The sequence below is a fragment of the Mycobacterium sp. NGS11 genome (genome assembly GCF_059813315.1).
In genome coordinates this window covers 20,982-47,804 of sequence record NZ_JCALEJ010000012.1, presented here as the reverse complement: position 1 = coordinate 47,804, position 26,823 = coordinate 20,982, and the positions used below count along the sequence as shown (strand labels likewise).

At 65.8% G+C, this 26,823-nt stretch carries 25 protein-coding genes; 10 read left to right on the top strand and 15 right to left on the bottom strand.

Annotation, left to right across the window (positions count from 1 at the left end):
- Positions 1-3 precede the first annotated feature (3 nt).
- From AC5Y4T_RS15575 to AC5Y4T_RS15550, 6 genes are read right to left on the bottom strand one after another with little or no spacing between them, the layout of a single operon-like run.
- On the bottom strand, positions 4-1,542 hold the full coding sequence (locus AC5Y4T_RS15575) for a class I adenylate-forming enzyme family protein (protein ID WP_499954206.1): 1,539 nt from the start codon (positions 1,540-1,542) through the stop codon (positions 4-6).
- A complete protein-coding gene (locus tag AC5Y4T_RS15570) occupies positions 1,535-3,103 on the bottom strand; it encodes a class I adenylate-forming enzyme family protein (RefSeq protein ID WP_499954204.1) in 1,569 nt (522 codons plus the stop codon). The genes AC5Y4T_RS15575 and AC5Y4T_RS15570 overlap by 8 nt, the downstream gene beginning before the upstream one ends.
- Positions 3,093-4,562 carry a class I adenylate-forming enzyme family protein gene (locus AC5Y4T_RS15565; protein WP_499954202.1) on the bottom strand — a complete coding sequence of 490 codons (1,470 nt, stop codon included), beginning with the start codon at positions 4,560-4,562 and terminating at the stop codon, positions 3,093-3,095. Before AC5Y4T_RS15565 ends, AC5Y4T_RS15570 begins: the two co-directional genes overlap by 11 nt.
- Complete coding sequence (locus AC5Y4T_RS15560; protein ID WP_499954200.1) at positions 4,562-5,356, bottom strand: enoyl-CoA hydratase/isomerase family protein; 795 nt, start codon at positions 5,354-5,356, stop codon at positions 4,562-4,564. Before AC5Y4T_RS15560 ends, AC5Y4T_RS15565 begins: the two co-directional genes overlap by 1 nt.
- Positions 5,347-6,159, bottom strand: a complete 813-nt coding sequence (locus tag AC5Y4T_RS15555; RefSeq protein WP_499921372.1) for an enoyl-CoA hydratase/isomerase family protein — start codon at positions 6,157-6,159, stop codon at positions 5,347-5,349. The genes AC5Y4T_RS15560 and AC5Y4T_RS15555 overlap by 10 nt, the downstream gene beginning before the upstream one ends.
- A gap of 15 nt (positions 6,160-6,174) precedes the next feature.
- Positions 6,175-6,996: an enoyl-CoA hydratase/isomerase family protein gene (locus tag AC5Y4T_RS15550; protein ID WP_499954198.1), complete on the bottom strand. Its 822-nt coding sequence runs from the start codon at positions 6,994-6,996 to the stop codon at positions 6,175-6,177.
- A gap of 122 nt (positions 6,997-7,118) precedes the next feature.
- Between AC5Y4T_RS15550 and AC5Y4T_RS15545 the strand changes: the two genes are divergently transcribed.
- Positions 7,119-7,814: a hotdog family protein gene (locus AC5Y4T_RS15545; RefSeq protein WP_499954196.1), complete on the top strand. Its 696-nt coding sequence runs from the start codon at positions 7,119-7,121 to the stop codon at positions 7,812-7,814.
- Complete coding sequence (locus tag AC5Y4T_RS15540; protein ID WP_499954194.1) at positions 7,811-8,719, top strand: enoyl-CoA hydratase/isomerase family protein; 909 nt, start codon at positions 7,811-7,813, stop codon at positions 8,717-8,719. Before AC5Y4T_RS15545 ends, AC5Y4T_RS15540 begins: the two co-directional genes overlap by 4 nt.
- 19 nt (positions 8,720-8,738) lie before the next feature.
- Here the strand turns inward: AC5Y4T_RS15540 and AC5Y4T_RS15535 are convergent, their stop codons facing one another.
- Complete coding sequence (locus tag AC5Y4T_RS15535; protein WP_499954192.1) at positions 8,739-9,551, bottom strand: TetR/AcrR family transcriptional regulator; 813 nt, start codon at positions 9,549-9,551, stop codon at positions 8,739-8,741.
- Positions 9,552-9,744: 193 nt separating this feature from the next.
- Between AC5Y4T_RS15535 and AC5Y4T_RS15530 the strand changes: the two genes are divergently transcribed.
- Positions 9,745-10,542, top strand: coding sequence for an SDR family NAD(P)-dependent oxidoreductase (locus AC5Y4T_RS15530; RefSeq protein WP_499954190.1), 798 nt, complete (start codon positions 9,745-9,747; stop codon positions 10,540-10,542).
- Positions 10,543-10,585: 43 nt separating this feature from the next.
- On the top strand, positions 10,586-11,602 hold the full coding sequence (locus AC5Y4T_RS15525) for a dihydrodipicolinate synthase family protein (RefSeq protein WP_499950216.1): 1,017 nt from the start codon (positions 10,586-10,588) through the stop codon (positions 11,600-11,602).
- A gap of 62 nt (positions 11,603-11,664) precedes the next feature.
- Here the strand turns inward: AC5Y4T_RS15525 and mbp1 are convergent, their stop codons facing one another.
- Entirely contained in the window at positions 11,665-11,904 is a 240-nt protein-coding gene (gene mbp1, locus AC5Y4T_RS15520; protein ID WP_499954188.1) for a microaggregate-binding protein 1, read from the bottom strand.
- 355 nt (positions 11,905-12,259) lie between these two features.
- On the opposite strand from mbp1, the gene AC5Y4T_RS15515 reads away from it, so the two are divergent.
- From AC5Y4T_RS15515 to AC5Y4T_RS15490, 6 genes are read left to right on the top strand one after another with little or no spacing between them, the layout of a single operon-like run.
- Entirely contained in the window at positions 12,260-13,105 is an 846-nt protein-coding gene (locus tag AC5Y4T_RS15515; RefSeq protein WP_499954186.1) for an enoyl-CoA hydratase, read from the top strand.
- A gap of 30 nt (positions 13,106-13,135) precedes the next feature.
- Positions 13,136-14,338, top strand: a complete 1,203-nt coding sequence (locus AC5Y4T_RS15510) for an amidohydrolase family protein (RefSeq protein WP_499950214.1) — start codon at positions 13,136-13,138, stop codon at positions 14,336-14,338.
- Positions 14,339-14,362: 24 nt separating this feature from the next.
- Positions 14,363-15,988 (top strand): acyl-CoA synthetase, encoded by a 1,626-nt coding sequence (locus AC5Y4T_RS15505; protein ID WP_499954184.1) that lies wholly within the window; start codon positions 14,363-14,365, stop codon positions 15,986-15,988.
- A complete protein-coding gene (locus AC5Y4T_RS15500) occupies positions 15,985-16,815 on the top strand; it encodes an amidohydrolase family protein (RefSeq protein ID WP_499954182.1) in 831 nt (276 codons plus the stop codon). Before AC5Y4T_RS15505 ends, AC5Y4T_RS15500 begins: the two co-directional genes overlap by 4 nt.
- A 2-nt stretch (positions 16,816-16,817) precedes the next feature.
- Positions 16,818-17,864: an acyl-CoA dehydrogenase family protein gene (locus tag AC5Y4T_RS15495; RefSeq protein ID WP_499954180.1), complete on the top strand. Its 1,047-nt coding sequence runs from the start codon at positions 16,818-16,820 to the stop codon at positions 17,862-17,864.
- On the top strand, positions 17,865-19,064 hold the full coding sequence (locus AC5Y4T_RS15490; protein ID WP_499954178.1) for an acyl-CoA dehydrogenase family protein: 1,200 nt from the start codon (positions 17,865-17,867) through the stop codon (positions 19,062-19,064). It begins immediately after the preceding gene.
- A 78-nt stretch (positions 19,065-19,142) separates the two neighbouring features.
- Here the strand turns inward: AC5Y4T_RS15490 and AC5Y4T_RS15485 are convergent, their stop codons facing one another.
- From AC5Y4T_RS15485 to AC5Y4T_RS15455, 7 genes are all read right to left on the bottom strand, one after another.
- The gene (locus AC5Y4T_RS15485) at positions 19,143-20,297 is read right to left on the bottom strand and encodes a thiolase family protein (protein ID WP_499954176.1); all 1,155 of its coding nucleotides are present in this window, start codon (positions 20,295-20,297) and stop codon (positions 19,143-19,145) included.
- Complete coding sequence (locus tag AC5Y4T_RS15480; protein ID WP_499954267.1) at positions 20,294-21,508, bottom strand: CaiB/BaiF CoA transferase family protein; 1,215 nt, start codon at positions 21,506-21,508, stop codon at positions 20,294-20,296. Before AC5Y4T_RS15480 ends, AC5Y4T_RS15485 begins: the two co-directional genes overlap by 4 nt.
- A gap of 21 nt (positions 21,509-21,529) precedes the next feature.
- Complete coding sequence (locus AC5Y4T_RS15475; RefSeq protein ID WP_499954174.1) at positions 21,530-22,738, bottom strand: cytochrome P450; 1,209 nt, start codon at positions 22,736-22,738, stop codon at positions 21,530-21,532.
- A gap of 122 nt (positions 22,739-22,860) precedes the next feature.
- Positions 22,861-24,513, bottom strand: a complete 1,653-nt coding sequence (locus AC5Y4T_RS15470) for an acyl-CoA synthetase (protein ID WP_499954172.1) — start codon at positions 24,511-24,513, stop codon at positions 22,861-22,863.
- A gap of 8 nt (positions 24,514-24,521) precedes the next feature.
- Positions 24,522-25,142 carry a PaaI family thioesterase gene (locus AC5Y4T_RS15465; protein ID WP_499954170.1) on the bottom strand — a complete coding sequence of 207 codons (621 nt, stop codon included), beginning with the start codon at positions 25,140-25,142 and terminating at the stop codon, positions 24,522-24,524.
- Positions 25,139-25,768 (bottom strand): cysteine hydrolase family protein, encoded by a 630-nt coding sequence (locus tag AC5Y4T_RS15460; RefSeq protein WP_499954168.1) that lies wholly within the window; start codon positions 25,766-25,768, stop codon positions 25,139-25,141. The genes AC5Y4T_RS15465 and AC5Y4T_RS15460 overlap by 4 nt, the downstream gene beginning before the upstream one ends.
- Positions 25,765-26,772 carry a Rieske 2Fe-2S domain-containing protein gene (locus AC5Y4T_RS15455; RefSeq protein WP_499954166.1) on the bottom strand — a complete coding sequence of 336 codons (1,008 nt, stop codon included), beginning with the start codon at positions 26,770-26,772 and terminating at the stop codon, positions 25,765-25,767. Before AC5Y4T_RS15455 ends, AC5Y4T_RS15460 begins: the two co-directional genes overlap by 4 nt.
- Positions 26,773-26,823: the final 51 nt, after the last annotated feature.

Below are 26,823 nucleotides of genomic sequence, written 5' to 3'. Positions count from 1 at the left end.
GGATCAACAACGTGCCGGGCCCTGAGCCTCGTCTGTCAACATCTCGCGCAGTCGACGGATGTCGACCTTGCCGGTGCCACCGCGCGGAACGTCCTCGTCGGATTCCAGCAGTAGCCACACCGTCGGAACCTTGAAGGCGCTCAACAGAGTTCGCGCGCAGCCGCGCAACCGATCGGCGGTCAACCCTCGGCACACGACGACGGCGCCCACCCGATTGCCCGCGGCGGCGGGAACATTGGTGACGAAGGCGTTGTCGATGCCGTCGATCGTGCGCAGCGCGCTCTCGACCTCGCTGGGGTAAACGGTCGCGCCGCTGACTTTGAACATGTCGTCCGATCGCCCGTGGTAGAACAGGAATCCGTCGTCGTCGAGGTGGCCGAGGTCACCGGTGGGGTAGAAGCCGTCGGTGGTGAAGAGGTCCTCGCGGGTGCGCCCGCAGATGCCGCGCAGCGTGTGCGGTCCGCGGATTTGGATCACGCCGGTGGCGCCGGCCGCGGTCGGCGCGCCGCTGTCGGCGTCGACGATGCGGACTTCCATGCCGGGAAAGGGTTTTCCGCAGCTGCCCCACGCGGAGGCGGGCATGTCGGTATCGGCGGGATAACCGCAGTACGGCCCGAAGGCTTCGGTCATACCGAACAACGCGGCTCGCGCGCCGGGCCGGGCGCGCCGCTCGGGCGGTAACAGGGCCTGCAGGCTTCCCGGCTGTAGGGCCGAGAGGTCGGCGCCGACCTCGCCGGCGTGCCGCGCCAACGCCTCGGCCTGGTCCGGCCAGCCGCGAAACAGCGTGACCCGTTCGTCTTCCAGCAGTCTCAGGGTGGTTTGCGGCCGCGGGATTTCTTCGGTCACCAGGGTGGCGCCGGCCAGCAGGACGGAGAGTATGCCGCTGCCGAAACCGCCCACCCAGAAGAAGGGCATCGGCAGATACAGGCGGGTATCAGAGGCGATGCAGCGAGCCGCAAGGCCCGACTGCACAGCGCCCAGCGCGCTGCCGTGCGAGTGGATGACTCCTTTGGGTGGTCCGCTGCTGCCCGACGTGAACATGATCACCAGCGGGTCGGCGGGCGTGACCGTCGCTGTCATGGGGTCGACGATGTTGCGGACCCGCTCGCTCGGGCAGACTTTTTCGAGTCGGTCGACCGACCAGACCGCCCGCAACGCGGGAAGTTCGGTCCGGCGCGTGTTCTTGAGCTCATCCAGGTAGCGGTGCCCGCGGAACTCCTCGACGCTGAGCAGGAATTGCACCGCGGCCGCCCGCAGTTGCGCGGCCAGCTCCGCGGCGGTCAGCAGGGTGCTCAGTGGTACCAGCACCGCGCCGATGCGGGTCAGGGCGATGGCGATCTGCACCCAGCGGGTGCCGTTGGGCATGATGAGCCCCACCCGGGTGCCCTTGACCACGCCAGCCTCGATGAAGGTGGCGGCCAAATCGCGTGTCGTCGAGTCGAGTTCGCGGTAGCTGATGCGGGACGTGGGATCGATCACCATCGGCGTGTCAGCATCGTGTTCGGCCCGCCACCGCACCAGCTCGTCGATGGTGCTAGGCATCGAAGAGTTCCGTGAGTTGGCGCATGTCGACCTTGCCACTGGACAGCAGCGGAACCTCGGCGCCGCGCAGGGCGAGGAACCGCTTGGGAATCTTGTACGCGGACAGCTCCAATTTGAGCAGCGCGACCAGTGCGGCTTCGTCGAAATCCGTGGCACCGTCGGGCTGGACAACCACCGCGGCGACGAGCTGCCCGCGCCGGGCGTCGGGAATGCCGACCACATGAGCCGCTGCTCCGCCGGTGACCCTACTGATGGCCTTCTCCACCTCGGCCGCCGAGACATTGGCGCCCCCCGTTTTGATCATCGCGCGGAGCCGGCCGAGGAAATAGACGAATCCCTCGGCATCGACGCGCACCAAGTCGCCGGTGTGAAACCAACCGTCGGCATCGAAACACTCTTCGCGGCTGCGCCGGTAATAGCGCTGCATCAGGCACGGTCCGCGAATGCACAACTCGCCGACCTCGCCGACCGGCTTGATGGCCGCGGTGTCGGGGTCGACGACTTTGGTCTCAACGCCCGGTGCCGGCTTGCCGAACGAGCCGCGCCGGTGCTCGGGTTGGTCGGCTTCGTCATCGCCGATCAGCACCACGCTGCCTGCCTCGGTCATGCCCAGCATGTTGTGCCGAAGTTCCGGGTCCACCGGGCGGGCATCGAGAGCCATGATCGGGTACAGGTTGCCGCGCCGCATCGAGGTCAAGTCGCGCTGGGGGAAGCTCGGATGGTCGGCCAGGTGGGCGACCCCCGCCTCGAAACCGTTGGTCATGGTGGGCTTCTCGGTCTCCAGCAGATCGAGCGTCGCGCCCGCATCTTCGGCGTTGGAACACACCAAGGTCGATCCGGCCACCAAGGTCGCGAGCAGGCCGAACGCGAATCCACCGATCCAGAAGAACGGCGAATTGCAGAACAGCCTGTCGTCGGCGGACAAGCCCCGGACCCTGTTGAGGGTTTGTTGATGCGCGAGCAGGGCGCCGTGGGTGTGCACCGCCCCCTTCGGGCAGCTGGTGGAGCCCGACGTGTACACGATCGCCATCGGATCGCATTCCGCGACATCATCTTCCAGCGCCGCCAGCAATGCCGGATCGACAGTGTCGGCGCGCCCAGCTACGGTCTCGTGAGTTATCGCGACGTGACGCAGTTGCGGTGCTGTCGCACAATACAAGCGGGAGCCGAGATCGGCGTCCGGGAGAATTTCGCACAGGCGTTGCAGGTAATCGTGAGAACGAAAAGACCTGGCGGTCAATAGGATCTCCACGTCACTATCGACAAGTTGCTCGCGCAGCTCGCGGCCGGTGACGAAGGTGGAGAACGGAATCAGCACGGCACCGATTCGCGCCGCGGCCGCCATCCCGACGACGAAGTCGGACCCGTTCGGATAGAGCAGCCCCACGTGGGTGCCCTTGCCGGCGCCGAGAGCAACCAAACCGCGCGCGAGCCGCGCCGAACGGAAATCGGTCTCGGCGTAGCTGATCCGGTCACCGTCGCAGACCAGGAACGGGTGGTCGCCGCGCGAACCGGCTTGCCGCCGCAGGAGCTCGCCGACCGTCAATGATTCAACGGGCATGGTCGCGTTGGATCGCGGGCTGGCGAAAGAAGTTTCGTATCGCACCAAGATCGGCTTTCCCCGATGGTGTCCGGGGGATGGTGTCGACGATCGCGATCTCGGTGGGTATCTCGTAACCCGCCAGCCGCTCTCGCAGGTACTTCACCAGCGCCTCGGCGTCGGCGTGGGCCCGCTCGCGTAGCTCGACCATGGCGACCGGTGTCTCGCCGAGCCGCTCGTCGGGTCGGGCGATCACCGCCGCGCCGGCCACCGCGGGGTGGCTCTCCAATGCGGCGCGAACGTCATCCGGCATCACCTTGAAACCGCCGCGGATGATCGCCTGGTCGGCGCGCCCGACGATCCAGAGAAACCCGTCGTCGTCGATCCGCGCCATATCCGTGGTCCGCATCCATTGCGCGGCAGGCCCAAGCTGGCCCGGCTTTACCTCCAGCAGGCCCACTTCGTCCGGGCCCAAAGGGGTTCCGTCTTCGGCGACCACCCTGAGCCCAGCGCCGGGATTGGCCCGGCCGACGCTGCCTCGCTTGGTCTTCCAGTACCGCTGATGGTCGGAAAGTGTCCAGCCCGCCACGCCACCACCGAATTCGGTTGCCGCATAAGAGGTCAACACGGGCACGCCGTACTTCTCGGTGAAGGCGTCGGCATCCTCGGCCGACAGCGGTGCCGTCCCGCAGGTGACGGCCTTCAGGCTTGCCAGGTCGGCGCGCGGAACATCGGAGTGCAACACGGTTCGCAACGCGGCCGGTACCAGCGACGCCGCGCGGGGGCGATGCTTGCGCACCGCCTCGGCCCACGCGTTGAGCTCGAAACGTTCCAACAGCACGAACGGTCGTGCCTCGGCGACGCATTGCAGCACCCGGAACACCCCGCCGATGTGCACCAGCGGTGAGTTCACGATCGCGATGCCGCGGCGCAGCCCTTGAGGCGACGCCGCCTGCTCGGGCTCGGGACCCATCACGCTGCGCGCCAGCATGTCGTAACTCAGGTCGATTCGCTTGGGTGGCCCCGTCGTGCCGCTGGTCAACATGCGCACCGCGACGCCGGACGGGGGACCGCCTTCGCGAGCGGACGGCGCGATTGCGTCGTCGTCATCCAACAGACCCGAAATCGCGACGGTCGGCGTGCCCGCGGGTACCAGCGCCGTCAGATCGGTACGCTCGCCCACGATCACCGGAAGCCGCAGCCCCACGATGTCGTTCTTGGTACGCTCGTCACCGCGCGACGGGTTGATGACCACCACCGTTCCGCCGCTCAGCAGCACGCCCAGAAAGGCGGCCACGTGTCCCGGCCGGTTGCGGAGCAGCATCCCGACTTCGGCTCCGCAGGTTTTGGCGGCGATGCGTTGTGCCGCTGCGGCCACCCGGGCCCAGGAGATCCACTGCCCGCCATACTCAATGGCATGCGAGTCCGGCTGTAGGGCAAGAACTTCGGCGATGCGTTGAACCAGTGGGTGGCGCGACATCAGCGAATCTCCGGTTTACCCACCCGGGTTTGGGAATCGCGTTGAGCTGCGAGCTCGGCGATGCCCAGCGGGTTCCCCAGCCGGGTGTAGATCAGGTTCTGCTCCATCGCGGCGCGGTACGGCTTGTCCAGGGATTCCCAAATCGCTTTCACCGTGCCCGCGGTCGCGGTCGGGGGCTTGGCCGCGATGGTCGCCGCGATCTCGTGGGCGCGGCTCCAGAGCTGGTCAGCGGCGACGACCTCGGAGACCAACCCGATGCGCAGCGCGGTGTCGGCGCTGACGCGTTCGTCGTTGCCCATCAGTGCTATGCGCAGAGTTTCGCCCAGGCCGATGCGGCGCATCAGGCCGATCGGTTCCAATGCGCAGACCAGGCCCGCCGACACGTGAGAGTCGAAGAACGTGGCGTCCTCGGAGCAGATGACCACGTCGGATTCGTTGACGAAGTAGAACGCGCCCGCGGTGCACATGCCCTGGACCGCGCAGACCACGGGCTTCCACATCTTCTGCCACTTTGGGCTCAGGGCTTCTCCGGGATCCTCGTGGTGCCAGATGTTTTCGGGCTGCCCGTACGGCTTCTTGATGTCCAGGCCGGCGCTGAACGCCCGATCGCCGGCGGCGCGTAACACCACCGCGTGCACCGCGTCGTCGAGCTTGACCGTGCGCCACGCGCGGGCCATTTCCTCGCACATGGTGCGGTTGAACGCGTTGAGCTGATCGGGGCGCTTCAGCGTGATGGTGGCGACATGGTCGTGCGCGTCCACCTCGAGCAGAATGGTTTCGAAGGTCATCGGCATTGCCAGTTCGGTTTGCGCTTCTCGACGAAAGCCCTCGGACCCTCCTGCGCGTCCTCGGTACGCAGCACACGCTCGCGGAACGTCTCGGCGAGTATCTCCGCCTCGTGCAGCGGAACGTTCAGCCCCTTGAGGATCGCCAGCCGGGTGCCCCGGACTGCCAGCGGCGCATTGGAATTGACGGTGTCCGCGATCTCGTGGGCACGCTCGAGCAGACGCTCGTGTTCGACGATTTCGCTGATCAGCCCGAGCTCGTAGGCGCGTTGCGCGCCCATCCGCTCGTGCTTGCCCATCAAGGCCATTCGCAGCGCGATCGAGCGGGGCAACACGCGAGACACCCGCACCAGTTCCCGGCCGGCCACCAGCCCGATGCTGACGTGCGGATCGAAGAAGGTCGCCTGCTCGGAAGCGATCACTATGTCCGTCGTCGTGACCCAATCCATCCCGGCGCCACAGCAGATTCCGTTCACGGCGGTCAGCACGGGCTTGGCCATTGCGCGAAATGGCGGCGTGCCCTCCTGCGGCGCCTCCCACTGGTCGTACGTCGACAGATATGGCCGCTCGTAGATCACCTTGCCGTCTTCCGGAATCTCTTTGACGTCGGCGCCGGTGCAAAAGGCCCGGCCGGTGCCGGTGACGATGGTGAGCCAGACGTTGTCGTCGTTTTCGGCCTCGTCGTAGGCCGCGCGCAGCTCGGTGATCATGTGCGGGCTGAGAGCATTGAGGGCGTCCGGACGGTTCAGGGTGATAGTCGCGGTGTGCCCATCGACGTCGTACTTGATGGTGTCGAATGACTCAGTGGGCATCGATCATCCCTTCGATCATCGGCCATCGAACTTCGGTGCCCGTCGCTGCCTGAAGGCTTCCAGGCCTTCCTTGAAATCTCTTGTCCTGCAGGCTAACTCCAGGTTGAACAGCTCCTGGGTCAACGACTGGCTCAGCGTCGCATGCTGGCCGAAGTTCAACGCCTGTTTGGCCAGGCCGAGCGCGGCCGTCGCACCGGAGGCGAGTCGGCCCACCAGCTCCTTGGCTGCGTGGTCGAGGTCCGGACCGCTTACCGTCTGATGAATCAGCCCCCAGTCGGCCGCATCCGGCGCGCTCACCTTCTCACCGAGCAGCAGCATGCGCCTGGCCCGCGCCAAGCCGACGAGCCGGGGCAGCAGCCAGGTGGATCCCGAGTCCGGGCTGAATCCACGGTCGATGAAGGGCTCCCAGAACACCGCATCGTCGGCGGCCACCGTGAAGTCGGCGGCCAGAGCCAGATTGCAGCCGAATCCCACCGCCCAGCCCCGCACGCTGCACACCACCGGCAGTTGGATGCTTGCGAGGAGCTCGATCACCCGGTGAGCGCCATGGGGGATCCGTCGCACCAGATCACCGGCGCGGGGACGCTGAGCGCCCGGATTGTTGGCGGCCACCCAGTCGGCGCCGGCGCAAAAGTGATCGCCCGCGCCGCGGATGTGGACGGCGCGTAGCGAGTCGTCGGCAGCGGCATCGGTGAGCGCGTCGACCAACGTCCCGATCATCAACTGTGTCAACGAGTTACGCCGGCTTGGGCGGTCGATAGTCACCAGCAACACCGCACCGTCGCGGTGCGCTGTTACCGAACCCTCGGCACCGGCCGTGTCGGCCCCCTGACTCACCGTCGAATCCGGCCTTTCTCCGCCGATACGGTTACCCATACAGTAGGCAATACGATTGATACGCTGTATAAGTTAGCAAGGATACGCTGCCTGCGGAACAACCCGGGGTGAAAGAGGGAACGATGACCTTGTCGGAGGGGCATGCCGCACGGGCGTCGACGAGCAACGGAGGCGCGCGATTCGGTGAGGCTCCGCTTGCCCAGACGGTGGCCGCGGCCGCCGCCATGCGGCGCCTGAGCTCGTTGCTGGTATCCCTCGAGCATCCGCACCGCGCGGTGGACGCCATGCTGCAGAAGTTCGCCGAGTGGGAAAGCGAACTGGCGGCCGCGGCGCCGGCGGACAACGCACCGCGCATCGGCGAATTGCCCGACGACCCCCGGCGCGTCTACCTCAACCACGCCACCGACATCGGCGCGTACAACCCGTGCTTTCCCGAATACCGGTTCGAGCAACTCGACGCCGAGAATGCAACGGGCACTGTCGAGTTCCCGCTGATATATGAGGGTCCGCCCGGACTGGTGCACGGCGGGTTCCTGGGCGTCTTCTTCGACTGCGTCATTCAGCACCACAACTGCGTCACCGGCCTCTCTGGCAAAACGCGATCCTTGGCCGTCACTTTCCGCCGGCCGACACCGGTGCTGACCGAGCTGCGATTCGACATCACCCGATCCCCGGGCGAACGCGGCATCACTTCCACCGGGCGGCTGCTGCTCGACGGCGAAGTCCTGTGTACCGGTGAGGTCAACACGTTGGCTTCACGGCCGGAAAGGCTTGCCGGAACGCGATTCGGCAGGCGCCGAAAGGAGTCCGACACATGACCGCCTCGAGCACCTCAGACGATCGCGTGCTTTTCGACGTCGATCCCGACCGGCGCATCGCGACCATCACGCTGAACAATCCCAAACAACGCAACTCCTACGACGCGGCGATGCGCGAGGCCGTCGCCCGCTGTCTGGACCGGGTGGCCGAGGACGACGACCTCACGGTGGTGTTACTGCGTGGCGCCGAGGGGGTCTTTTCCACCGGAGCCGACATGAACAATGCCTACGGCTGGTACGGCTCGTCCGCGCCACCCGACCAGGCGGCCGCCGACGACCGGGCTGCCAAACGTCGCCCCAGCCAACGCCGACGACTTACCGTGGACCGCAAGTCTTTTGGCTTCTACCACAATTTCATGGGTTTCCCGAAGGTAACGGTGGGGGAGATCGCCGGCTACGCGCTCGGCGGTGGGTTCGAGATGGCGTTGATGACCGACATCTCGGTCATCGCGCGCGACACCAAGATCGGCATGCCCGCAACCCGTTTCCTGGGCCCCGCGCTCGGCAGCCTGCACATGTTCTTTCACCGGCTCGGGCCGGTGCTGGCCCGGCGGCTGCTGCTGACCGGCGACATCATCGAGGCGGCCGAGATCGAACACCTCGGAATCTTCACCGACACGTGCGCGCCCGGCGCGGTGACGGCCCGGGCACGCTACTGGGCGGAGAAGGCGGCGAAGATGCCCGCCGACGGAGTCGTCATCGCCAAGGAGGCATTCCGGCTCGTCGAGCAGAGCCAGGCGTACCAGGGCGAAGAGGTCGCCAGCTATCTGTTCCACGCCTTCGGCACCAACCTGCAATTCGGGCCCGACGAATTCAACTTCGTCAAAACCCGTGCGCAACACGGTGCCCGGGAGGCATTTCGGTTACGCGACGAGCACTTCCACGTCCCGGAACCCGAAGGCTGACAGAGGGTTTCGGACGGGGTCAGCGAGCCGCTGCCGCCTTGCTTTTGCCCCGGGTGGTAGCGGACTTGGCGGGCTTGCGCTGTCGTGATGGCGCCGCCTTGGCGCCCTTCGACCCGTTGCTCTCGTCGATCAGCCGGCCGGCGTGATCAAGAATGCAGGTGAGGCCGTACTCGAAATTGGTCTCATCGGGAGCGCCGATGCGGTGACCGATCCGGGTCACCTGTGCGAGGAGCGGGGTCTTTTCCGGGTCAATGGAAACAGCGTCCTCGATGGCGCGGGGTCCGATATCCGACGACTGGTTCTTTTCGTAGAGCCGTTGCAGCACCACGGAACCGCGCACGTGCACCGAGACCGCCGAATAGGTGTCGAACGCGTCCTCCGGTGACAGGCCGGCCTCCACCAGATTGGCGACCGCCTTTTCCATCTCCTGGGCACCCATCCGTGCCGCCTTCGGGGAAAGGGCCGCCCGAATCAGAATCAGGTCGCACAGAATTGGGTTGCCCATGAACGTCTTACGCATCAAGCGCGCGTGGTTGGCCAACGTCTCGCGCCAGTCGTTGGCCTCGACGTAGGGAGTGGCGAACACGTACTTGCTCAGGGCGCGGTCGGTCATCGCGTTGAGCAGGTCGTCCTTCTTGCGGAAGTACCAGTAGATGCTCGTCACGCCGACACCGAGATGTTTGCCGAGCAGCGGCATGCTCAAGTTGTCGATCGACACCTGCTCCGCGAGTTCGAATGCGCCGCTGATGATGTCGTCGGGATTGATGGACCCGCGTTCGCGTCGCTGGCGCTTATCGGCGGTTGCCTGTTTTGCCACTACGGGCACCTCCATCAAAATCTGTTTCGTTCATTCGGTCTGCCGACCGTGCCGCCGGTATTATCGAATTTACCGGCACTTTCTCATCTGACCTGCGTATACGCCTTCGTGTCGCATTCTTCCTCTGCTACTGTAATACCTATCGTAGGCTTTTTGGTAAATCGGCTGGACAGGCGAAAATGACCAGGCTAGAGCTACGGATTACGCAATGGATCTAGGGCTGGCGAATGCCACTGCGATGGTAGTCGGTGGTAGCCGCGGAATGGGATTGGCGACGGCGCGCTGCTTCGCCGACGAAGGTGCCCGGGTGGCGGTCGTCGGCCGTAGTCGAGACGCCCTCGACGCGGCGGTGACCGATCTCACGCGGCGTGGCAGCCCGGATGCGGTAGGGCTGACCGCCGACATCGGGGACGACGAAGCGGTCGGCGCGGTGTTCGGGGAGCTCGCGCAGCGATGGGACGGTGAGCTCAATGCGCTGGTGGTCACGGTGGGGCCGGGCGCCGCGGGCACGTTCGAAGATCTGACCGACGACCAGTGGCGTCAGTCCGTAGAAGACGGCGTGCTGGGGATGGTGCGCTGCGTGCGTGCGGCGCTTCCGTTACTGCGAAAGGCGCAATGGGCCCGGATCGTCACCTTTTCGGCGCACTCGATTCAGCGTCAAAGTGTGATGCTGCCCGCCTACACGGCGGCGAAATCGATGCTGACGAGCGTTTCGAAGAACCTGTCCTTGTCGCTGGCCAAGGACGAGATCCTGGTCAACGTGGTGTCGCCCGGCAGCATCGCATCCGAATCACTGGCGGGCTGGGCGAAGTCGGTGGGGGTCGACGGCAACGACCCCTACGCCCTGATGGAGGCCATCGCCAAGCATTTCGGTCATCCCGCGCACCTGCCGCGGGCGGGCCTGCCGGACGAAATCGGCCCAGTCGCCGCCTTCCTGGCCTCGCGGCGCAACTCCTACATGACCGGAGCCAACATCAATGTCGATGGTGGTTCAGACTTCACTTGAGGATAAGGCGAAGAAATCGATTGGCAGACAAAAGGAGTCGGCTTTGGCTACGGCAGCGGAGGCGCGTGCGTGGGCGCCCGGCGCATTGCGGGGGATCGGTGACTCCCTCTACACGCCGTTCTGCGGCACCGACGGCGATGATATCGACTGGGACGCCTACCGGACGCTGGTCCGTTACTGTGTCGGCGACCTCGGGCATCCGATGTTGTGGTGCACCAGCGGAATCGCCGAATTCTGGTCGCTGACCCTCGACGAACGCAGACGCCTTTTGGAGGTGGCCGTCGAGGAGGCGCGCAGTATCAATCCCGACGTGGTGGTGCAGGCGTGCACGGCGGCCATGTCGGCCAAGGACTGCGTGGACTTGACGCTGCACGCTCAGGAGGCGGGCGCTGACATCGCCTATATCCAAACGCCGATGATGGAGGCGCATGGCGGCGAGGGCGTGCTGCGCTTCTTCAAATACGTGGCGGCGCGCACGAATATAGCGCTGGGCATGTTCAACTCGCCGTCCTCGGGTTACGTGCTGACGCCGGCCGAGAGCGCCCGGATCTACCACGAGGTTCCCGCGGTGTGCGCCACCAAAGAGGGCGCCTTCCGACCGGCGAGCAGCCGGATGCTGCATGAACTGGCACCTGGCCTCGCGGTGTGGGAATGCGACAAGACGGTGTACCGCGCAGGCTGGCTGCGCGACGGGATCGTCTGTCCGGCGCAGCTGGGTACGTCGGGTTACCTTTTCGAAACGCCTACGCGGCGATTGTTCTCCGAATACTGGGATCTGGTGCAGAGCGACAAACTCGTCGAGGCGATGGACTATGGCCGCGCGTCCGGCCTGGACCAGTTCGACCTCGACATCGGGTCTTGGTGGACCTGCTACCCGGGCCGTGCGGATTACTTCACCCACTGGGGCGGCGCGTTCAAATACGCTGCGTCGCTACTTGGCCTGCCCATCGGTGCGTACCCCCATTCGCGGCCCCCGCAAGCCGAACTACCCGCCGAGGCGAAGGCCCAAATCGAAGGCGCGTATGAACGCCTGGGCCTACTCGAAACTGTGGTGCCGTAACAGCGATTACGCAGCGAAGCGGGCCCGGTCAATCGACCGGGCCCGCCCGACTAGCTGACCGCTTAGTTCTGCTCGGCCCGCTCACGCTGCTCATAGGCCTTGGCCTTACCACGGGCCTTCTCAGCGGCGGCTTCCTTCTTTCCAGCGTTGCGCTGGGCTTCCGCCTTGTCCTGCTGAGCCTTACCCTCGTCGATCAGGCCGTCGTTGCCGATGATGATCCCGATGACCTGCTTGGTCTTACCCAGGGCATCTTCGACGATGCCTCGAATCAGTTCGATCGGGCCACTCTTGACGTCAACCACTGCAACTACCTCCCCATTGATTGGCTGGCTCCTCGTGGGTTTCCCGATCGCGGGGCCGATGCAAACGTCGCGGCGACGTGGGACACACCACAGAAATCAAGTCTTGCGCCGTCGCGGACGGTTTGTGCACCGAGAACAGGGTGCGTGCCCCCGCCCGTCGCGCGGGTTGCGACTGCGTCGAAATCCGTCTTAGCCGGGCGGTCGATCTGTGGGCGGTTTGAAACTGCCCTCGCGCCCGAAATCGCAGTGTAGCCGGGGTTTCACCCGGGACTGGCTGCGGTTGTGGAATGCGGTACCGATAGGTATACAGTATGGGTACAAACTCGCCCGCTGGTCACTATGAGGGGACGGTCCGATGAGCGCCGCCGACCGTGTGGTCACCGATGCGGCGGTGCTGTATGAGGTTACTGAAACCGGTGTGGCAATTCTGACGTTCAATCGTCCGGATCGCCTGAACGCCTGGGGGCCCGACATCGCCGCGGGGTTCTACGCGGCGATCGATCGCGCCGAGCAGGACCCGGCCGTTCGCGTCATCGTGGTGACCGGCCGGGGCCGGGGATTCTGTGCGGGCGCGTATTTGGGCGCACCGAGTGCGGCACCCGACTACGGCGAGACGATGGAGAAGGCGGCTCAGACGGACCTGGCCGACTTGGTGGGGGAGCGCCCACCCCACTTCGTGACGACGCTGCGCAAGCCCGTCATCGCTGCCATCAACGGTGCTTGTGTCGGCATCGGGTTGACCCAGGCGCTGATGTGCGACGTCCGGTTCGCGGCCGCCGGCGCGAAGTTCGGCGCCGTGTTCGCACGCCGCGGTCTGATCGCGGAGTTCGGGATCTCCTGGATACTGCCGCGGCTGACCAACTGGGGCGTGGCTCTCGATCTGTTGCTCAGCGGGCGGACCTTCCTCGCCGAGGAGGCGGCCGAGCTGGGCCTCGTGAAAGAAGTTGTCGCTCCGGACAATCTGATGAATCGCGCCCTGAACTACGCCGAGGACATCGCCGCGCATTGCTCTCCGGCGGCGATGGCGGTGATCAAGAGGCAGGTCTACGGCGACGCGACCCGCGACGTCGAACAGGCCAATTCGCTCGCCGAGGTTTTGTTGCACGAGGCCATGCCGCGCCCTGACGTGATCGAGGGCATCACGAGTTTTCTGGAGAAGCGGCCGCCGCAATTCCCATCGCTCGATTCGACCGACGCTTAGTGTTCGCCGGTATTGGCGGAAAGGATGATCATGGCTGACTTGGGTTACCAGGCGATCGACGTCGACAACCACTATTACGAGCCGCTGGACTCGTTCACCCGTCACCTGGACAAGAGGTTCAAACGGCGCGGCGTCCAGATGGTCACGCAGGGCAAGCGGACCTGGGCCGTGATCGGCGACCGCGTCAACCACTTCATCCCCAATCCCACCTTCGATCCGATCATCGTGCCGGGCTGCCTCGACCTGTTGTTCCGCGGCGAGATTCCGGAAGGCGTCGACCCGGCCTCGCTGATGAAGGTCGAACGGCTGGCGGACCATCCCGAGTACCAGAACCGCGATGCCCGGATCGCGGTGATGGACACCCAGGACATCGAGACGGTGTTCATGCTGCCGACGTTCGGCTGCGGGGTCGAAGAGGCGCTCAAACACGACATCGAGGCGACGATGGCGTCGGTGCATGCGTTCAATCTGTGGCTCGACGAGGACTGGGGCTTCGACCTGCCCGATCGCCGAATCATTGCCGCGCCGATCATTTCGCTGGCCGACCCGGCCAAGGCCGTCGAAGAGGTCGAGTTCGTATTGGCGCGCGGCGCCAAGCTGGTGCTGGTGCGGCCCGCGCCGGTGCCCGGCCTGGTCAAGCCGCGCTCCCTGGGCGATCCCAGCCACGACCCGGTGTGGGCCCGGCTGGCCGAGGCGGGCGTGCCGGTGGGATTCCACCTGTCCGACAGCGGTTATCTGCACATCGCGGCGGCGTGGGGCGGCAAGGCGACGTTCGAGGGCTTCGGGGCCAAGGATCCGCTGGACCAGGTCCTCCTCGACGACCGGGCCATCCACGACACGATGGCCTCCATGATCGTGCACGGGGTGTTCACCCGTCATCCGAAACTCAAGGCGGTCAGCATCGAGAACGGCTCCTACTTCGTGCACCGGCTGATCAAGCGGCTGAAGAAGGCGGCGAACACCCAGCCCCAGTGGTTCCCCGAAGACCCGGTGGAGCAGTTGCGTAACAACGTGTGGATCGCCCCCTACTACGAGGACGACCTACCGGAGCTGGCCGAGGCCATCGGTGTCGACAAGATCCTGTTCGGCTCCGACTGGCCGCACGGCGAGGGCCTGGAATCACCGGTGTCGTTCGCCGAGGAGCTGAAAGGCTTCAGTTCGTCCGACGTGCGAAAGATCATGCGGGACAACGCGCTAGACCTTCTCGGCGTCCAAGTCGGCTCGGCCGCCTGATCGGGGACGAGGCCGACTACGCCCGTGAGCGAATGGACCATAGGGGCGGTTCTCGACGAAATCGCCAACGTCATACCCGACCGGACGATGACCGTCTGCGGCGGCCGCCGCAGCACCTTTCGCCAGTCGGCAGAACGCACGCGCCGATTGGCGAACTTCCTGGCGGGCAACGGGTTAGGGGCTCATCGGGAACGCGCATCCCTGCGGAACTGGGAATGCGGGCAGGATCGGGTCGCGCTCGTGATGCACAACGATCTGTACGCCGACGTGCTCGTCGGCTGCCTCAAGGCCCGGACCGTTCCGGTGAACATCAACTACCACTACACGCCACGTGAGGTCGGCGAGCTGCTCGACTACGTGCGGCCCAGGGCGGTCATCTACCACCGTGGGTTGGGCGCGGCGTTCGCCGACGTGCTCGCTCGCGACGGCGTGGAGCTCTTGGTGTCGGTCGACGACGGCAGCACGACCCCGGACCTGCCCGGCTCCGTGTCATTGGATGATGCACTGGCGCAAGGGGATACCGACCAGAGCGTGATGGCGTCGCCGGACGATCTGCTGATGATCTGCACCGGCGGGACGACCGGCCGGCCTAAGGGTGTGCTCTGGCGACAGTCCGACATGTACGTGACGTCGATGGTGGGGGCCGACCACGCCTGTGCCCAGGAGATCCACGACAAGGTGCGTGGTGGCGCCGGTGCACCATGGTTCGCCGTCTCGCCGCTGATGCACGCGGCCGGCATGTGGACAGCATTCGCCGCGATCATGGCGGGTACCCCGGTGGTGCTCTATGACACCTCGAAAAAGCTTGACCCGCACGTGGTCTGGGAGACGGCCGAACGCGAGAAGGTCGGCATGATGACGATGGTCGGCGACGCCTACGCCGCGCCGCTGGTGGCGCAGTTGCGGGCTGGTTCCTACGACCTGTCGTCGCTGTATGCGATCGGCACCGGGGGCGCCGCGACGAATCCGAAGTATCAGCAAGCCCTGCTGGAACTGCTACCGCAGATCACGCTCATCAACGGCTATGGCTCGTCGGAGACGGGCAACATGGGATTCGGCCACAGCCGGCCCGGCACGCAAGCCGACACCTTCACGCTGCGCGAGGGCGGACTGGTGCTTTCCGAGGACTACAGCCACTTTCTTGCCCCCGGCGAGACGGAGGTGGGCTGGGTCGCCCGGGAAGGGCGAATACCGTTGGGCTACTTCAACGATCCCGAAGCCACGCGTAAGACGTTTCCCGAGATCGACGGCAAGCGGGTGGTCATATCCGGTGACCGGGCAGGATTGGAACCCGATGGAACGTTGCGGCTGTTCGGCCGTGACTCGTTGGTGGTCAACACCGGCGGTGAGAAGGTTTTCGTCGAGGAAGTCGAAGAGGTGCTGCGCGCCCACCCGGCGATCGCCGACGCCTTGGTGGTCGGCCGCCCCAGCGAGCGCTGGGGCGAGGAACTCGTGGCCCTCATCGAACTCCGCGACGGAGCCGTCGCGACCGCCGAGGAGCTGCACGCGCTCTGCACGTCGCGGCTGGCGCGCTTCAAGGCGCCCAAGGAGTTCGTCGTCGTCGAGCGGGTTCAGCGCCTGGGCAACGGCAAGGCCGATTACCGTTGGGCGAAACGTCACGCAACAGCAAAGGCGCCGATGTCGACATGAAGGTCATCGATTGTCTGGTCAATGTGCACTTCGGCGAGACCGAGCGGCAGCCCTCCTGGATGCTCAAGGTGCGTGACGACTACTTCAAAGGGCCGGAGTCGATGTTCGAGCCGGTCGAATTGTCGAAGCTGCTCGAGGAGATGGACGTCCAGGGCGTGCGCAAGGCGATCCTGATGGACAACCTGGCCAAGCCGTCGGTGACCGCGCGCAAGTTCGTCGAGGAGAAGCCCGACCGGTTCGCGCTGGCGATGGGCGGGGTCAACCTGCTGCGGCCGATGCCGTCCCTGCGGGAACTCTCCTCCGTCGTCAACGACCTGCCCGTTGCCTATGCCGCTGTGGGACCGAGCTTTTGGGGTGACGGCCAGTACCCGCCGAGCGATGCCGTGTACTACCCGCTGTACACCAAGTGCGCCGAGCTCGGGCTGCCGCTGTGTATCAACACCGGCATTCCCGGGCCGCCCATCCCCGGGGAGGTGCAGAACCCAATGCACCTCGACCGGGTCTGCGTGCGATTTCCCGAACTGAAGCTGTGCATGATTCACGGCGCCGACCCGTGGTGGGACATCGCGATCAGGCTGTTGATCAAATACGCAAACCTGCGGCTGATGACGTCGGCGTGGTCACCGAAGCGGTTGCCGGACAGCCTGTTGCATTACATGCGGACTCGCGGACCGAACAAGGTGATCTTCGCCTCCGACTGGCCGGTGCTGAAAATGCACCGCGTCGTTCCCGAAGCGGCCGGGCTGGATCTGCCCGCCGAGGTGCTCGACAACTATCTCTACAACAATGCGCAAGAATTCTTCTTCGGTGGCCAGAAGGAAGGCTGAGGATGGACCGCTATGAACTACGTAGGCTCGACTACAGCCTGACGTCGGATCACGAGGCGATACAGGCCGCCTACCGCGATTTCTTCAAAACGCATTGCCCGATCGAAACCGTGCGCGCCGCCGAGGAGACCGGCTTCGACAAGAATCTGTGGGAGCGGTTGTGCGCCATGGGCGCGACGACCATGGCGGTCCCGGAATCCGCGGGCGGAGACGGCGCGACGCTCGTCGACCTGACCTTGGTGGCCGAGGAGATCGGCCGGTCGCTCGCGCCCGTGCCGTGGATCGACCAGGTCTGCACCGCACGGCTGCTCGCGCGCCTCGGCGAGGCTGAACCCGACGTCGTGCACGGCAGGCGTCTCGCCGCGTTCGATCCGCAGCAGGACAGCGCCTCCGGCGCTCGGCTCCTGCCCACCGGATCGATCGCCGATCAGATCATCGTGCGCGAAGACGGGGCCGTGGTCGCGCTGACGTTCGGCACGCGCCCGACCAAGGTGGACAACATCGGACGGTTGCCGATGGCCTGGGTGGATCCGGCGACCGCCGACACCCGCACCGTGCTGGCCGAAGGATCCGACGCGATGGCGGAATATCAACGGGCGCTGGATGAATGGCGGGTGCTGAGCGCGGCGGCGTTGGTGGGCCTGGTGGAGGAGACCATGACCATCGCCGCCGAGTTCGCCAAGACGCGTTACACGCTGGGGGTCCCCATTTCGACGTTGCAGGGCATCTCTCATCCGTTGGCCAACATCGCGATCACCGTGCAGGGCGGCCGCAATCTGGCGCGGCGGGCGGCCTGGTTCCTGGACAACGAGCCGCACGAGCGACCGGAGCTGGCGCCCTCGGCCTTCGTGTTCATGGCGGAAGAGGCGGCGAAGGCCGCGACCATGGCGGTGCACATCCAAGGCGGACTTGGCGTTTCGGCCGAGGCCGCCGCCACGGCGTATCTGGTACGTGCCCGCGGGTGGGCGCTGGCCGGCGGGGATCCCGGCGCCAGCGCCAAGTACGTCGGCGAGCTGGTCGCCGCGCGCGAAAGTGGAAAGGGCGCCTAAGTGGATTTTTCACGAGTCACCCTGTCCGACGACGATCAGCGCTTCCTCGAGGAGGCGCGCGAGTTTCTGCGCACGCATGTGACGGAAGACGTCATACGCCGGGACCGGGAAACGGGCGACAACTTCGACGAGGGAGTGCACCTGGCGTTGGGCGCCGCCGGCTACCTCGAACGCGAATGGAAGCCGGAGGCCGACGGTGGCTTCAGCCGGCTGCGTCGCCGCATCTGGGAGCTGGAGAAACGGCGCGCGCACGTGCCCTGGGTGACCTGGGGCACCACCGCCATGGTGACCCGCTCGGTCGCGAGGTTCGGCTCCGCCGAGTTGCGGGACGAAGTGTTGCCGGGCGTCTTCAGCGGACACGTCAGGCTGTGCCTGGGCTACACCGAACCCGAGGGCGGGTCCGACATCGCCACCTGCAAGACCCGCGCGGTGCGTGAGGCGGATGGATCAACCTGGATTATCAATGGCTCCAAGATGTTCACCACCGGCGCGCACAACTGCCAGTACGTCTTCCTCATCACCAATACCGATCCGGACGCTCAGAAGCACAAGAGCCTGACCATGTTTCTGGTCCCGCTGAACTCCGCGGGCATCGAGATCCAGGGCATCCGCACCGTCGATGGTGACCGCACCAACATCGTCTACTACAGCGAAGTGCGCGTCGACGACAAGTATCGCCTGGGCGACGTGAACGCCGGCTGGACGGTGTTGCGTGAACCCCTCAACACCGAGCACGGGGCGGTGGCGGCCGCCCCGGATGGGCTGCAGGATGTCTCGATCATGATGCACCAGGCCGGTTTCATGGCGAACGCCCTGGACAAGGCCGCGGCCAAAGTGGGCGAGCGAGACCCGAACGGGCGCAGGCTCATCGATGATTCGGCGGTGGCATATCGCTTGGGGCGCAGCGCGGCACGGATGGAAGCGTCGTTGAGCGCGCCCAGCATCTTCGGGCGCGTCGCCCTGGCGCAGACGATGCGCGACATCTCGCCGGACCTGATGGACATCCTGGGCACCGCGGCGACGCTGCCCCTCGGCACCGACGGCGCGGCCGACAACGGGGCCGCGGAATACGTGTACCGATTCGCCCCGCTGGTCGGCATCTACGGCGGCACGCTCGAGGTGTTCCGCAACATGATCGCGCAATACGTGCTGGGCCTGGGTAAGCCGGCGTACGCGCCGGTCGCGCGGAAAGCTTCCTAGCTTCGCCGAGCGTGAACTGACGGCGCAAGCCTTCGGCGTGTCGTAACCGCCAGTTCACGTTCGGCGCTGGGGGCGCCGTCAGGTCGTGAGGATCGTCGCCGCGGCGGTGCCCGGCGCGCCGTACAGCTGGGTGAATCCCACCTTCGGGTTGCCGGGCACTTGGCGTTCACCCGCCTCGCCGCGGAGCTGGCGCACGATTTCGTGGATTTGCCGCAGGCCGGAGGCGCCGATGGGCTCGCCGTTGGCGATCAGCCCGCCGTCGGTGTTGACCGGCAGCGCGCCGTTGATCTCGGTGGCGCCGTCGGCCAGGAGCTTTTCCTGGTCGCCGTGTTCGCAGAACCCGCACTCGGCCATGTGGATAATCTCGGCGCCGGCGTCGGTGTCCTGCAACTGGATGACGTCGACGTCGTCGGGCGAGATGCCGGCTCTTTCGAATGCGCTGCGGGCGGCGTAAACCGTTGGCGCCACGTCTTCTTCGACGGGTGCGCAGGTGGTGTTGACTTCGTAGGCCCCGTAGCGGCGGGTGCGGACCTCCACTGCCCGCAGGTAGACCGGCGTGGAGGTGTAGCGGTGTGCGATGTCCGATCGGCACATAACCACGGCGGCGGCGCCCTCGTCGGGCGCGCAGAACATGTATTGCGTCAGCGGGTAATTGAGCATCGCCGAGTTCAGGATGTCTTCTTCGGAGATCGGCTTGCGGCGAAATGCGTTGGGGTTCATCGCCCCGTTGCGGAAGTTCTTGGCGGCGACCTTGGCCAGGGTCTGCTGGGATATGCCGTGCTCGTGTAGGTAGCGGTTGGCTTTCATCCCGAAGAACTGGGTGGTCAGATATTGCCCGTTTTCCGCATACCAGCGCGGCATACCGACCAGTGCGGGGTCCTCGGTGAACGCACCGCGCGGGTGCTTGTCCAGACCGACGGCGATCCCGATGTCGTAGTCGCCGAGCCGGATGCCGTCGGCGCAGGCCTTGGCGGCGCTGGCCGCGGTCGCGCAGGCGTTGAACACGTTGGTGAACGGGATGCCGGTCAGCCCGACCATGCCGACGATCGCGTCCGGGTTGGCTACCGTCCAGCTGCCGCCGGTGGCGAACTGGACGTCCTGCCAAGCGATTCCGGCGTCAGCGACCGCGGCGAGAATGGCGTCGACACCCATCTGCATCGCCGACTTGCCCTCGAAGCGGCCGAACGGGTGTAAACCCACGCCGATGATGGCGACATCGTTAGTGGGGGTCACGCAATGGCCCCTGCATTCTTGAGTTCCTCGATCCGCTCCCAGTCCATGCCGAGCTCCATCAGAACCAGCTCGGTGTGCTCGCTGGCCTGGGGGGCACGGGTCGTCGTCAACGGCTCGTGGTTGAACTGAACGGGGCCGCGGACCACGCGGAACGGCTTGCCTCCGCCGGCGAGCTCGACTTCGGCGATCATGTCGTTGGCGATCGCCTGCTCGTCGTCGACCAGGTCGATGAGGCTCTGGAACGGCGCCCACTGGCCCTTCATCGTCTTGAGGTGCTGCCGCCAATAGTCAAAGGGCTTGCCGGCGAAGGCCTTCGCGATCAGCTCGGCGGCGGCGTCGGCGTTCTGGATCAGGGGAAGCACGTCGGCGAAGCGGGGATCGTCGGCCGCCTCGGGAATGCCCAGGTGTTCGAACGTGTCGCGGATCAGCCCGGTCGGGCTGATGATGCACAGGTTGATGGTGCCGCCGTCGGAGGTCTCGTAGTTGCCCATGAACGGATTCACCGAGGGCGCGCCGGAACCCGGCATGGGAGTGCGCATGACCTCGCCGGTCTCCATGCCCTGTGTCACGCTGGCGCCGGCCGCCCACCACGCGGTGCTCAGCAGCGACACGTCGAGCTCGACGGCCTCACCGGTGCGCTCGCGATGCAGCAGCGCGGCCGAGATGCCGCCGGCGATGAACATGCCGCCGATCGAGTCGCCGAATGCGGGAATGCCTTGTCCCAGTGCGCCGCCCAGCTCCTCGGGTGTCAGGGCGTACCCGATGCCGCTGCGCGTCCAGAACGCTGTGCCATCATAGCCGCCGGTGTCACGCTCGGCCCCTTTGTCGCCGTAGGCCGAGCCGCGGGCGTACACGATGTCCGGGTTCACCGCGCGAATGTGCTCGACGTCGAACTTGTGCTTCTGGCGTTGCGCGGGCTTGTAGTTGGTGAGGAACACGTCCGCCGTCTTGGCCAGCTCGTAAATCACTTCCTGGCCGCCCGGCGTGGAGACGTCGATTCCGACGCTGCGTTTGCCCCGGTTGGGATGTTCCATCAACGGGTGTCGTTCCGGATCGATCTGAATGCCACCCATATTCAGGAAGCCGCGCTGGGTATCGCCGCGGCCCGGGTGTTCGACTTTGATGACGTCGGCTCCCCAGTCGGCCAGGATGGCTCCCGCCGCCGGAACGAAGGTGAACTGCGCAAGCTCGAGGACCCGAAAGCCCGTCATGACTTTGACCATTTCCGGACACTACTTCGCGTCGAACGTCACTGGAAGCGCATTCGGTGACCGGAACGGCTGACCGTGGATGTGCGGGTCATCATCGGTCAGCAAGGTGACGTTGGTCAGCCGGTCCAGCAGGCATTCCATCGCGACGCGCGTTTCCAGCCGGGCCAGATGCAAACCGAGGCAGGTGTGCTCACCTGCGGCGAACGAAATGTGTGGCGTGTGCTTGCGGAAGATGTCGAACTCTTCGGAGCGTTCCCAGCGTCGCTCGTCGCGGTTCGCCGAACCGATGCACACCCCGATCACCGAGCGTGCCGGGATCTGCACGCCTTCCACCTCGGTGTCTTCGGTCGTGAAGCGTTGCACGACGGTCAGCGGCGTCTCGTAGCGCAGCCCTTCCTCGATGGCCGGTGCCAGTAGCCCGCGGTCGGCTTGCAGCGCGGCGAATTGCTCCGGGTGCGTCAGCAGCAGATACAACAGGTTTCCCGACGAGCGGTAGGTGGTTTCCAAGCCGGCCGGCAGCAGCAGACGAAGGAACGAGTAAATGGCTTCGTCGGTGAGCTTTTCGCCATCGATCTCCGCGGTGACCAGGTCACCGATGATGTCCTCGGTGGGCTTGGATTTGCGCTGTTCGATCTGCTCGACGAAATACTCCTTGAGCGCGGCCGAGGCCTCGAAAGCGCCTTCGTAGTTGACGTGATAGCTGATCAATTGCACGGCGCGCTTGCGGAACATCGGCAGGTCGTCGGCCGGCAGCCCCAGCAGCTTTGCGATGACGCGGGTGGGGAATTCGAAGGTGAAGTTGCGGATCAGGTCGGCGCGACCGGTCTCGATGAACTCGTCGATCAGGGCATTGCAGATCGGCCGCACTATGGTTGGCTCCCAGCGGGCCAGGGCCTTTGACTTGAATGCCGCGGATACCAAGTTGCGGTGTTCGCGGTGTTTCTTTCCCTCCATCGCCAGGATCGTCGGCCCCATGAACAGGCCGATGGTCTTGTCGTACGGCTTGGAAGTGAACACCCGGCCATCCCGAAACACCGTGTTGACCGCGTCGAATGACATCGCGGAGTATTCCTGCCTTGGTCGCAGGGACTCCGGCGTCTTGGAGTAGTCCATCACCGTGCCGGCGAACACGCCGGCTTCCCGCCGCTTGCGGGCGAAGAACGGGTAGGGGTCACGCAGGCTGACCGTCTCGTCGCCGGCACCGGCGGCGGTGTGCACGTTGGTCGTCACTTGATCTCCAGCATCTCGATCTCGGCACGAGTCGAACACCTACTGCGTAAGATCGTACTGTAATTATTACAGTAGGCAATATGGCACGGCCGCGTGAGGTCGCGCGCCGCCGGCATCACCGGTCAGCCATTCACCGCCTGCTCGCGCGCCCAGCGGTAGTCGGCCTTTCCGGACGGGCTGCGCTCGACGACCGGACGGAACACGATCGCTTTGGGGAGCTTGTAGCGCGCCAGCGTCTGCGCGGCGTGTGCCACCAGTTCTGCGGACTCGGCGCTGGCTCCCGGTGCGAGCGCCACCACGGCGACGACCTCCTGGCCCCACCGTTCGCTGGGCCGCCCGGCGACCACCACGTCGGCCACCGCGGGATGCGAGGCGATCGCAGTCTCAACCTCCTCGACGAAGATCTTCTCGCCGCCGGAGTTGATGGTCACCGAGTCGCGGCCCAGCAATTCGATGGAGCCGTCGGTGCCGTGGCGCGCGCGGTCACCGGGGACGGCGTACCGAACGCCGTCGATCACCGGAAATGTCTTGGCCGTCTTGGCCGCATCGCCCTTGTAACCGAGCGGAACGTAGCCCCGCTGCGCCAGCCAGCCCATCCCGTCATGCCCGGGCTCCAGGATCGCCGTCAGATCCTCGGCAGCCACGAACGTGTCCGGCCCGGCGTTGAACCTGCCGGTCGCCACCGCCCCCGACGTCGACATGTGGTGCATCTGCGCCCCGGTCTCCGACGATCCGACGCCGTCGACGACGACGGCGTTCGGCAGCGTCTCGATCAAACGTTGCTTGACGTATGGGGTCAGCAGCGCACCGCCGTTGGCGACGACGGCCAGCGACGAAACGTCGGCGATCCCCTTCTCGATCGCGGCGACCAAGGGGCGCGCCATGGCGTCGCCAACCACAGTGACCACCATGACCTTCTCCCGCTCGATGGTGCGCACCACGTCGTCGGCGTCCAGATGATCGACGACCGTGGGGAAAACGACGGATTGCCCCGTGGTGATCGCGGTCATCACACTCCACTGGGCGGCACCGTGGATCAGCGGGGGCAGGATCATCAGCTTGGTGCCCGGGCCCGACGCGGCGCGCTCGAGGATCTCGTCGATGGAGCTCGATGGCTCGCCGGTCATGAGATTGCGGCCGCCGAACGACGTCATGAAAATGTCGTGCTGGCGCCACAACACGCCCTTTGGCATCCCCGTCGTGCCGCCGGTGTACAAGACGTACAGGTCGTCGGCGGAGTGTTGCACCGGTGGCGGCTCCGGAGACACCGACGCCAGGGCGGCCTCGTAATCGACTGCGCCCTTCAGCAATTCGTTGCCCGAGTCGTCGGCGATCTGGATCAGCACGCGCAGCTGCGGCAGGTCGGGCAGGATCTCGGCGACCCGCGGTGCGAACGCGGCGTGGTAAAGCAGCGCCGTCGCCCCGGCATCCGCCAGCAGGTACTGCAGCTCGCTCTTCACGTAGCGGAAGTTGACGTTGAACGGCGCCACGCGCGCTTCGAAGCTGCCCAGTAGCGCCTCGACGAATTCGTTTCCGTTGTAGGCGTAGAGGCCCAGCAGGTCCTGGCCCACCTCGTGTCCGCCCAGCGCGGAGCGCTCCGTGTGGCAGCCCAGCCCCCGCGAGTGCAAGTACGCCGCCAGCCGGTTGGCGCGATCGATCACCTGCTCGTAGGTGTAGCGCCGGTCCCCCTGAATGATGAGCTCTCGATCGGGGATCGCGGCGGCGACGGCCTTCGCGACGGCAGGAACCGTGAAAGTTGTTGTGCTGTCGGACATCGAACCTCTCACGGCTGGTGGGGTAACAGACGAACCATCAGGCCGTTGGCTTCGCTGAGCAAGGTTCCATCGGCGGCTGTCATAGTAGCGTCAATGAAAACCTTCCTGCCGTCGACGCTGGTGATGCGGCCATGGGCGGTCAGCGGCTGGTCGATGGGGGTGATGCTGCGGAAGTCGACGTGTAGGTAGGCCGTGCGCGTCGGCCGGATGTCGGCGGTCGTCACGACCATGCCGAACAGCCAGTCGTAAAACAGCGGGATCATGCCGCCGTGCACGGCCCGGTTCCCGCCGATGTGTGCGGTGCTGAAGTGACCGGCCATCCGAACGCCGCCGGGACCGGACTCGGTCACCATCCAGGGCGGCATCAGGGGATGGGCCAATCCGGGCAGGCTCAGCACCCGCCCGGCCACCGCCTCGGTCTCCGCAACCTGGTGGCCGTTCAGCAGCGCGCAGGCGTTCTCCAGGTGTGCGGTCGCGGCGGCCCACACCGCCGGGTCGGGCTTGGTGGACACCGTGAGGTCCTGCAGACGGCGCAGCGCCGCGACGAACGGGCCCAGTCCCTTTGGCGCGTCCTCGACGGGTCTGACGTCGGGGAAACCGCCACGAACTTCCGGCGCTGTTTCGGTCATCGCGGTCCTTCGTCCCAGGCCTGCAGCAGCTCGTCGGTGCTGGTGATGGTGGCCAGCAGCGACAGCGTGTTGGCGATCATCGCTGCACCATAGTCCGCGGGTATGCCGGCCACCGCGTCGCGGGGGAGGACCACGCGGTAGGCGGCGTTGACGGCGTCCATGACGAGGTTGGGAATCGCGATGTTCAGCGAAACGCCGACGACGACAATCGTCGACACGCCGAGATTGCGCAGCACCGCGTCCAGGTCGGTGCCCCCCATCGGGCCTACGCCGTGCCACCGGCGCAGCACCAAATCCGAAGGCTCCGGCCCCAATTCGGGCAGCAACTCCGCGCCCGGCGTCCCGGGCGTGATGTCCACCTGATTGCCGGTGCCCATCGCGAAGATCTTCGCGTTGTGGTTGGAGCCGAGCCCGTCGGGCCGCCGCTGCACCAGGCAGTGCACGACGCGCACTCCGGCCGCGCGGGCCGCGGGCAGCAGCCGCGCGATGTTGGGCAGCGCCTCGCGGCGGGCTTCCTCCGCGAGCATCGCCAGTCCGGCGTCGGGGCCCATCACCGCGCCCTGGCACTCCTGGGTGACGATCGCGGTGTTTTCCGGTGCGGCGAGCCCGGCCAGTCGGTCCGTCATGCGGGGGCGCCCACCGGCGCGACGTCATAGAACTGCGTCGCCCATTTCCGCAGCGCCATATAGCCTTTCGCGTCGACCTTCGACAGAGCTGGGTGTTCGACGTACTTCTGGTAGCGCCAGATCTGCAGATCGTCGAACACGGTGGACAGAAACTGCTTCTCGATGACCTCGCGAAGTTTGCCGTCGGGAACGTCCCCGGTGTCCCCGGGCAGTCGCGGCCACCAGATCGAGTAGAACAAGTCCGAGCATTCGTCGTCGACCGGCGTACAAGTGAAGATCAAGCGATGGTTCTGCGCCCCCTCGAAGACGCTGATCGCGCCGCCGAGACCGAAGAGGTGGCTGTGGAACCGCAGCGCGAGGTCATCTGGGTTGTCGCTACGTGCGTCGGGCCAGCCCGCGATGAACTGCCATTCCTGGTCGACGATCTTCCACTCCAGCACCCTGGGCGTCACGGTGGCGTGGTGGACGTATTCGAAATGGGCGCTGTCCGGGGCATTTTCGGCCACGATCTGCGGATGCACCGGTTCGCGCTCCGCGCGCCGGGAGAACTCCGGGTATGCGCGGTAATAAGCCGCGGGGTCCGTCTCGAACTGCGGGAACTTGTGAAAGATGTCCGGCATCTCCCATTGCGGTTGCTCGCCGTCCGGGTGGTGCCAGACGAAGACGCAGTCGTACTGCTCCCGCACGGGAAACACCTTGAGGCGTAGCCCGCGGTTGGGCCGGTCCGGCTGGTAGGGGATGTACCGGTTGGTGCCGTCCGGACCCCAGCGCCAGCCGTGGAAGGGGCACTCGACGCAGTCGCCGACCACCTTGCCGCCATGACCGATGTGCGCGCCCAGGTGTTTGCAATGTGCCTCCAAGACGTGCAGCTCACCCTGCTCATCCCGGTAGGCCACCAAATCCTCACCGAAGTAATGCAGCGGCCGGACCTCGCCGGCAGGGAACTCCGGAGACCAGCCGACCATGAACCAGCCGGTGACTTTCCAGGTGAATGGGACTTTCACGGTCAACGCCTCTCGCGATCGTTGATACTAAATCCATTACAGTATAGATTT

Bases quoted from the DNA above. Each gene is read 5' to 3' on its own strand.
- AC5Y4T_RS15575 (WP_499954206.1), bottom strand. From the start codon at position 1,542: ATGCCTAGCACCATCGACGAGCTGGTGCGGTGGCGGGCCGAACACGAT.
- AC5Y4T_RS15570 (WP_499954204.1), bottom strand. From the start codon at position 3,103: ATGCCCGTTGAATCATTGACGGTCGGCGAGCTCCTGCGGCGGCAAGCC.
- AC5Y4T_RS15565 (WP_499954202.1), bottom strand. From the start codon at position 4,562: ATGTCGCGCCACCCACTGGTTCAACGCATCGCCGAAGTTCTTGCCCTA.
- AC5Y4T_RS15560 (WP_499954200.1), bottom strand. From the start codon at position 5,356: ATGCCGATGACCTTCGAAACCATTCTGCTCGAGGTGGACGCGCACGAC.
- AC5Y4T_RS15555 (WP_499921372.1), bottom strand. From the start codon at position 6,159: ATGCCCACTGAGTCATTCGACACCATCAAGTACGACGTCGATGGGCAC.
- AC5Y4T_RS15545 (WP_499954196.1), top strand. From the start codon at position 7,119: ATGACCTTGTCGGAGGGGCATGCCGCACGGGCGTCGACGAGCAACGGA.
- AC5Y4T_RS15540 (WP_499954194.1), top strand. From the start codon at position 7,811: ATGACCGCCTCGAGCACCTCAGACGATCGCGTGCTTTTCGACGTCGAT.
- AC5Y4T_RS15535 (WP_499954192.1), bottom strand. From the start codon at position 9,551: ATGGAGGTGCCCGTAGTGGCAAAACAGGCAACCGCCGATAAGCGCCAG.
- AC5Y4T_RS15530 (WP_499954190.1), top strand. From the start codon at position 9,745: ATGGATCTAGGGCTGGCGAATGCCACTGCGATGGTAGTCGGTGGTAGC.
- AC5Y4T_RS15515 (WP_499954186.1), top strand. From the start codon at position 12,260: ATGAGCGCCGCCGACCGTGTGGTCACCGATGCGGCGGTGCTGTATGAG.
- AC5Y4T_RS15510 (WP_499950214.1), top strand. From the start codon at position 13,136: ATGGCTGACTTGGGTTACCAGGCGATCGACGTCGACAACCACTATTAC.
- AC5Y4T_RS15500 (WP_499954182.1), top strand. From the start codon at position 15,985: ATGAAGGTCATCGATTGTCTGGTCAATGTGCACTTCGGCGAGACCGAG.
- AC5Y4T_RS15495 (WP_499954180.1), top strand. From the start codon at position 16,818: ATGGACCGCTATGAACTACGTAGGCTCGACTACAGCCTGACGTCGGAT.
- AC5Y4T_RS15480 (WP_499954267.1), bottom strand. From the start codon at position 21,508: ATGACGGGCTTTCGGGTCCTCGAGCTTGCGCAGTTCACCTTCGTTCCG.
- AC5Y4T_RS15470 (WP_499954172.1), bottom strand. From the start codon at position 24,513: ATGTCCGACAGCACAACAACTTTCACGGTTCCTGCCGTCGCGAAGGCC.
- AC5Y4T_RS15465 (WP_499954170.1), bottom strand. From the start codon at position 25,142: ATGACCGAAACAGCGCCGGAAGTTCGTGGCGGTTTCCCCGACGTCAGA.
- AC5Y4T_RS15460 (WP_499954168.1), bottom strand. From the start codon at position 25,768: ATGACGGACCGACTGGCCGGGCTCGCCGCACCGGAAAACACCGCGATC.